1 protein-coding gene is annotated in these 596 nt (G+C 67.6%); it reads right to left on the reverse strand.

The features are described 5' to 3' along the window. Window positions 1–539, reverse strand: a 539-nt coding sequence (locus tag G3I78_RS46995; protein ID WP_164436735.1) for a glycosyltransferase family 2 protein, incomplete at its 3' end; no start/stop codon positions are given. Between the last annotated feature and the right edge of the window lie 57 nt (window positions 540–596).

A 596-nucleotide genomic window follows, 5' to 3' on the forward strand; every position in this document is an offset into this window, starting at 1 on the left:
CCCTTGGAGAAGCGGTTGTACTCGGGCAGGGAGAGCAGCGCGGCCACGGCCGGCCGGGACAGCAGGCGGAAGTCGCCGACGCCGTCGGTGAGCTCCACGTCGACCCAGCGGTTGACGCCGCGGTAGTAGAGGCGGCTGAGGGCGGAGCGGACCTTCTTGTCGCCTTCGCGGGTGCGGCGGGCGATGATCTGGTCGTGGCCCTGGCGGTAGTAGTCGAGCATCGTGGCGATGAGCTCCGGCGGGTGCTGGAGGTCGGCGTCCATGATCACGACGGCGTCGCCGGTGGCCTCGCGCAGGCCGGCGAGCATGCCGGCCTCCTTGCCGAAGTTTCGGCTGAAGGAGACGTACCGGGTCCTGTCCCCGTGCTCGGCGGCGATCTTCCGGAGCTTGGCGAGGGTGCCGTCGCGGCTGCCGTCGTCGACGTAGCAGACCTCGTATTCGACCGGCAGGGAGTCCAGGACCCTGCGGATCTCCAGGTCGAAGCTGTCGATCACGGCTTCTTCGTTGTAGCAAGGGACTACTACGGACAGCTTCGTCATGAACACTTCCTGCTGGGTCCGAACGGGTGATTGTCGGCGACCGGACCCGCCACACAC

The sequence above is a fragment of the Streptomyces sp. SID13726 genome, assembly GCF_010548375.1.
GTDB lineage: Bacteria > Actinomycetota > Actinomycetes > Streptomycetales > Streptomycetaceae > Streptomyces.